Source organism: Synechococcus sp. R6-7, assembly GCF_047461695.1.
Classification (GTDB): domain Bacteria; phylum Cyanobacteriota; class Cyanobacteriia; order Thermostichales; family Thermostichaceae; genus Thermostichus.
In genome coordinates this window covers 1-5,088 of the sequence record NZ_JANSHS010000347.1, presented here as the reverse complement: position 1 = coordinate 5,088, position 5,088 = coordinate 1, and the positions used below count along the sequence as shown (strand labels likewise).

5 protein-coding genes are annotated in these 5,088 nt (G+C 55.8%); 4 read left to right on the top strand and 1 reads right to left on the bottom strand.

The window, feature by feature from the left end:
- The first annotated feature begins 65 nt into the window (after nt 1–65).
- The 4 genes from NW815_RS10405 (at nt 66) to ispD (ending at nt 4,409) form a co-directional block, all read left to right on the top strand.
- Nucleotides 66–404: a P-II family nitrogen regulator gene (locus NW815_RS10405; protein WP_011430352.1), complete on the top strand. Its 339-nt coding sequence runs from the start codon at nt 66–68 to the stop codon at nt 402–404.
- Nucleotides 405–558: 154 nt separating this feature from the next.
- Nucleotides 559–1,971 carry an ammonium transporter gene (locus NW815_RS10400; protein WP_414328688.1) on the top strand — a complete coding sequence of 471 codons (1,413 nt, stop codon included), beginning with the start codon at nt 559–561 and terminating at the stop codon, nt 1,969–1,971.
- Between the two features lie 314 nt (nt 1,972–2,285).
- On the top strand, nt 2,286–3,656 hold the full coding sequence (locus NW815_RS10395) for an ammonium transporter (RefSeq protein WP_240527655.1): 1,371 nt from the start codon (nt 2,286–2,288) through the stop codon (nt 3,654–3,656).
- Between the two features lie 45 nt (nt 3,657–3,701).
- On the top strand, nt 3,702–4,409 hold the full coding sequence (ispD, locus tag NW815_RS10390) for a 2-C-methyl-D-erythritol 4-phosphate cytidylyltransferase (protein ID WP_041437650.1): 708 nt from the start codon (nt 3,702–3,704) through the stop codon (nt 4,407–4,409).
- 40 nt (nt 4,410–4,449) lie between these two features.
- Here the strand turns inward: ispD and NW815_RS10385 are convergent, their stop codons facing one another.
- On the bottom strand, nt 4,450–4,809 hold the full coding sequence (locus tag NW815_RS10385) for a DUF559 domain-containing protein (protein ID WP_148202775.1): 360 nt from the start codon (nt 4,807–4,809) through the stop codon (nt 4,450–4,452).
- Nucleotides 4,810–5,088 lie beyond the last annotated feature (279 nt).

The window sequence follows — 5,088 nt, the reverse complement described above, 5'->3', positions numbered from 1 at the left end:
TTTTACAATTCACAGGTGTTGGTAGTGTTAGAAATTAGCGGAACTGTTCAGGGTGCAGGAGGCAGATGAAAAAAATCGAGGCCGTGATCCGGCCATTTAAGTTGGATGAGGTCAAAATTGCTTTGGTCAATGCCGGGATTGTCGGCATGACCGTAAGTGAAGTACGGGGTTTTGGCCGGCAAAAGGGACAAACCGAGCGTTACCGGGGATCCGAGTACACGGTAGAGTTCCTACAAAAGCTGAAAGTGGAGATCGTGGTCGAAGATGACCTGGTGGATACGGTGGTGGAGAAGCTGATTGCAGCGGCTCGCACCGGCGAAATTGGGGACGGCAAGATTTTCATCAGCCCCGTCGAAAAAACCATCCGCATCCGCACTGGCGAGCTCAACCAAGATGCCCTATGAGAAGGAATCACGTTCAGGGTTTGGGTTGCCCGGCCTGAGCCTCGTGTGAGTTTGCTTCATGTCTCTTTTGCTGTATATCTGATGAGGTGTTCTTGCCCTACTTTTCGGGTAATGTGTTGCGAGAAGTACTGTCACTTTAGGTGAGTCGAAAAGCATGAGTACAACAATGATCCAAAAGCTCAAGAGCCAGGTGCCCCAGTGGCTTTGGCGACCGGCCAAGTGGAGTCTGACTGCCGCTCTAATGGCTGCGCTGGTTTTTCTATTCGGCCAGGGAACTGCCTTTGCTCAAGAGGCCGAGGAAGTTCAGAAACACGCTGACGTTGTTTGGACGATCGTGGCAGCAGCCTTGGTGTTCTTCATGCAGGCGGGGTTCGCCATGGTAGAGACGGGCTTTACCCGCGCCAAGAACGCCGCCAACATCATGATGAAGAACTTGATGGACTTCTGCATGGGCTGTTGCGCCTTCTGGTTCATCGGGTTTGGCCTCATGTTCGGCAAAAGTACTGGCTTCTTCGGCACTGACTGGTTTGCTTTTGGCTGGCAGCAGGCTTACGAGGCAGATGGCTGGCCCTTTACTTTCTTTGTCTTCCAGATGGTGTTTGCCGCTACCGCCGCCACCATTGTTTCCGGAGCGATGGCAGAGCGCACCAAGTTCTTGGCCTACTTGATCTACTCCATCGTTATTTCTGGGCTAATCTACCCCATCTCTGGGGGTTGGGCCTGGAACGGGCTGTTCGGCGACTACAACGGCGGCACAGCCGGCTGGCTGGAAAATCTGGGCTACATCGACTACGCCGGGTCGGGGGTGGTGCATTTGGTAGGCGGCGCTGCGGCCTTGGCAGGTGCGATTGCGCTTGGCCCTCGCATTGGCAAGTACGGCCCCAATGGAGAGCCGCGGGCTATTCCCGGCCACAACCTGCCGCTGGGGATGTTGGGGGTGTTTATCCTCGCCTTGGGCTGGATCGGGTTTAATGCCGGTTCCACCACTGCAGCCTCTGTCGATATTGGCTGGATTGCCATGAATACGCTGCTGGCAGCTTCGGCTGGAGCAATTGGGGCGACGTTCACCTCTTGGGTTCATTTTGGCAAGCCGGATATGACCTTTGCCGCCAACGGTGTCCTGGCCGGCTTGGTGGGGATCACTGCCCCTTGCGATAGCGTCCATCCTTTGGGTGCTCTGATCATCGGCTCGGTGGCCGGGATTCTGGTGGTGATTTCGGTGGTGATCCTGGATACGGTGCTGAAAATTGATGACCCGGTGGGCGCGATTTCGGTACACGGCACCTGTGGTATCTGGGGGGTGTTGGCAGCAGGGATCCCCTTCTTTGCCAATGCCAACTATGCTGAAGAGGTCACCTGGGCCCAATTTGGGGTACAAGTGGTGGGCGCTCTGGCCTACTTCCTCTGGCCCTTTATTACCTGCTTGATCCTGTTCTTTATCCTCAAGGCTGTAACCGGCCTGCGCACCAGCGCCGAGGAAGAGATCGCCGGTTTGGATGTGGGCGAGCATGGCAACGTGGCCTACCCCGACTTCGTTACTGCTGCCACCGATTCGGAGCAATCTTGAGCCGTTGTGCTCGGTCTGACCTGGGGTTGCCGGATCGGAGCATTGCTGAACTGAGCATCAAATGAGCATCAAAAGGGAGGGTCAGGGCTGGCCCTCTCTTTTATGGCTTGCTGATGTATTTGGTGGCATTGGTGTAGGTGGTTACGGGTAGGAGGGGAGAAATAGCTCAAAATCGAGGTGTGGGACTTGGAATCGAGATGAAAAGTCAGATAGGTGAGACTGTTTTCTCTCGTCTTCGGCAGGGGATCCTTTTGGGTTTGAGGACAGGGGGGAAAGTCCTGCTGGGGGTTGGAGCTTTGCTGGGGTTGGGAAGTTTGGTTGCCCCGCCTGCTCTGGCCCAGACGGATCTCACGGCTCTGGAACAGGCTCTCCCACCCGAGGCTTGGGCTGAGCTACAAACCTTACTGAAAACTCAGCAATACCATGCCGACATCGTCTGGACAACGGTGGCCGGGGCGCTGGTGTTTTTCATGCAGGCGGGCTTTGCCATGGTGGAGGCGGGCTTCACGCGGGCTAAAAATGCTACCAACATTGTCCTGAAGAACCTGATGGACTTCTGCTTCGGGGCCTGCGCTTTTTGGTTTTTGGGGTTTGGGCTGATGTTCGGATCCCATGTGGCCGGTTTTTTGGGCACCAACTGGTTTTTTTTCAACTGGCAACAGGGAGCTGAAGCCGGCAGTCAAAACGATGCTTGGCCTTTCACGTTCTTCTGTTTCCAACTGGTGTTTGCCGCCACCGCTGCCACCATTGTCTCCGGGGCAATGGCGGAACGCACCCGCTTTTTGGCTTATTTGATTTACTCCATCGTCATCTCTGGGGCGATCTACCCGATTTCCGGGGGCTGGGCCTGGAATGGCCTGTTTGCCGACTACAACGGTGGTACAGCCGGCTGGCTGGAAAACCTGGGCTACATTGACTTTGCCGGGTCGGGGGTGGTGCACTTGGTGGGTGGGGCTGCAGCTTTTGCGGGAACTTTGGTGTTGGGGCCGCGCTTGGGCAAGTATGGTCCCAATGGGGAGCCGCGGGCTATTCCCGGGCATAGCTTACCCTTGGGCATGTTGGGGGCGTTGATCCTGTGGCTGGGCTGGATTGGCTTTAATGCCGGCTCTACAACGGCAGCGATTCCTGATATTGGCTGGATTGCTTTCAATACCTATTTGGCCGGGGCGGCAGGAGCCATCGGCGCTCTCTGTACTTCCTGGGCCATTTTTACCAAGCCGGACATGACGTTTGCAGCCAATGGGACACTGGCGGGGCTGGTGGGCATTACTGCTCCTTGCAACACTGTTCATCCTTTGGGGGCAATCCTTATCGGCTCGGTGGCCGGGGTGTTGGTGGTGTTGTCGGTGCTGTTTATCGAGGGCACCTTGAAGGTGGATGACCCGGTGGGGGCGGTGTCGGTACATGGGGTGTGCGGCGCTTGGGGGGTCATTGCTGCAGGGATCCCGTGGTTTGCCCATGCGGAAGCGGGGGTGACTTGGGCGGTGTTGCCGGTACAGATTCTGGGGGTTATTGCCCTGGGAGGATGGTCTTTTATCTGTTGTCTGGCTTTGTTTTTGATTTTGAAGGGCACCATCGGTCTGCGCGTCTCGGCAGAAGAAGAGTTGGCCGGCTTGGATATTGGCGAGCACGGCAACATTGCCTACCCTGACTTTGTCACTGCTTCGGGAGAGTTGGAAGGTTGAGTTGAGCAGTACACTGGGATCCGGTTGAATGCGCTTTTGGATCCCATGCACCTTCTGATCCCGGCGGCTGGCAGCGGCAAGCGAATGGGAGCTGCGGTCAATAAGCTGTTGCTGCCGCTCTTGGGTCAGCCGATTTTGGCTTGGACGTTGCAGGCTGCGGATCAGGCCAGCTCCATCGAGTGGATTGGCATTCTCTCCCAACCCGGCGATTGGCCAGCCATCGAGCAGATCCTGGCGGCAATGGATCTGTCCACGCCGGTGCAGCTTTTACAAGGGGGGGCGACGCGGCAGGAGTCGGTTTACAGGGGGGTTGAGTATCTCTACAACCTGGGAACAGTAGAGCGGGTGTTGATCCACGATGGGGCCCGCTGCCTAGCTACCCCTAAGTTGTTCGATCGCTGTAGTGCTGCTTTGCAGCAGGTGGATGGTCTCATCGCGGGGATCCCTGTCAAGGACACGATTAAAGTCGCTGAGGCAGGCCCAAAAGGGATCCAAATTCAGTCAACCCCAGAACGCAGCCGGCTGTGGGCAGCGCAAACGCCGCAGGGGTTTCGCCTGTCGATGCTATGGCAAGCCCATCGGGAGGCTCTGGCCCAGGGTTGGCAGGTAACCGATGATGCAGCCCTATTCGAGAAGCTGGGTTGGCCAGTCTACATCGTCGAAGGGGAGGAATCCAATCTGAAGCTAACCACCCCCCTGGATGTGTTGCTGGCCGCACAAATCTTGCAGCAGCGCCTCGGACCAGCGCGTTAGCTCAATTCAATCCCGGTAGGGCCAGTCTCAACCTTGGGAATTAAAAGTAGGAAGGAGGAAATCTAGGTTCACTAAGAGCACTTTGATCACCCCATCTCTTGTGGTCCGTTGGAAATGAAAATGATAAGTCTGGCTGTTTAGAATCTAATGCACCCAAGACACCTGAAACCAAGCAAAAGATGAGATTAATGCACTTTTCACTTTCTTCATAAACTTGCCGTTCTGAGAACCGAACTACAACCCAGCCTCTATCCGCTAGATAAGCATCACGCTTACTTTGCTTAGGATCATTCACAGTATGGGCTGGCCTACACAGATTACCTTCAAGAAACCATGGCTCATCAATTTCAATGTCAATGAGTAAAACGAGTGATCTTTTTCCATCTCTAGATACCTGCATTGCGATATCAGGGGTATAGCACCGGACACTAGACTGCTCTATGCACCAGCACCAGTTGCCCATGCCAATTGCAGCTTGCCCATCAAAGGCTGGGGTAGCTCGGGTAGATTTGGCCTAACAGGGCGTTCCGGCATTCGAGGTAGTTCAGGTTCCATTGGGCGCTCCGGCATCTGTGGCGGCTCCGGCTCCAGCGGACGGGCAGGCATCTGTGGCGGCTCAGGCTCCAGCGGGCAAGGTGGGAGATCTGGCCCCCTCAAGAGGAGAGCATGCCTCTAACCC

Coding starts and splice junctions, on each gene's coding strand:
- NW815_RS10405 (WP_011430352.1), top strand. CDS start 66: ATGAAAAAAATCGAGGCCGTGATCCGGCCATTTAAGTTGGATGAGGTC.
- NW815_RS10400 (WP_414328688.1), top strand. CDS start 559: ATGAGTACAACAATGATCCAAAAGCTCAAGAGCCAGGTGCCCCAGTGG.
- ispD (WP_041437650.1), top strand. CDS start 3,702: ATGCACCTTCTGATCCCGGCGGCTGGCAGCGGCAAGCGAATGGGAGCT.
- NW815_RS10385 (WP_148202775.1), bottom strand. CDS start 4,809: ATGCAGGTATCTAGAGATGGAAAAAGATCACTCGTTTTACTCATTGAC.